The 876-nt window shown below is 65.8% G+C and carries 1 protein-coding gene; it reads left to right on the plus strand.

Translation table 11 applies throughout. The annotated features are described in order from the left end of the window. Positions 1-139 precede the first annotated feature (139 nt). The coding region (locus AXK60_RS25180; RefSeq protein WP_175400116.1) for a transposase at positions 140-876 on the plus strand (737 nt) is incomplete at its 3' end.

An 876-nucleotide genomic window follows, 5' to 3' on the forward strand; every position in this document is an offset into this window, starting at 1 on the left:
TAGCGAGGGTCGGAGAAACCCGRCTAACCTCGGCCTTTCGCGGGTGAGGTCGTGTCGGACATGAAGAAAGGTGCTCTGAGCTGGAAGAATAGGGGTTACCACACCAACCTATTTCCAGTCTCGAAGGAGCACCTTTCTGGTGAGTCAGTCTACGTCCTGCTACCCGAAGGTGTCGGTCGACGCGGCCGGAACGAACCTCGTCTCGCATGCCGGGACAGTGCTGTTGCTTCGTACCGCCGAGACGATCGGTCTGATGGCGGCCCTGACCAGTGCGTTGACGCCGTGGCGCAAATTGAACGCGATTCATGATCCGGGGAAGACGGTGCTTGATCTGGCGGTGTCGATCGCGGCGGGTGGGGACTGCCTGGCTGATGTGGATCAGCTCCGCAACCAACCGCAGGTGATGGGGCAGGTGGCCTCGGATCCGACGGTCTCTCGGCTGATCACCGCGCTCGCCGACGACGTCGACGTGGCGTTGGCGGCGATCGCAGGAGCGTCCGCGCAGGCCCGGGCCCGGGCGTGGGAACTCGCCGGCGAGGACAGCCCCGATCATGCGATCTGCGCGGAGAATCCACTGGCGGTCGACCTCGACGCCTCCCTCGTGGCAGCGCATTCGGAGAAGGAGCAAGCGGCGCCGAACTTCAAGCGTGGTTTCGGGTTTCACCCTCTGCTGGCGTTCGTTGATCACGGCCAGGACGGGACCGGGGAACCGGTGGCGGTTCTGCTGCGGCCGGGGAACGCCGGCTCGAACACCGCCGCCGACCACATCACCGTCGTCCAACAGGCGCTCGCCCAGCTGCCCGATGCGGTGACCGGCGCCGGTCGGTACCGGGTCGGCCGCAAAGTCCTGATCCGTGCCGATGGTGGTGGCGGCAC

The organism is Tsukamurella pseudospumae (assembly GCF_001575195.1).
Lineage (GTDB): Bacteria > Actinomycetota > Actinomycetes > Mycobacteriales > Mycobacteriaceae > Tsukamurella > Tsukamurella pseudospumae.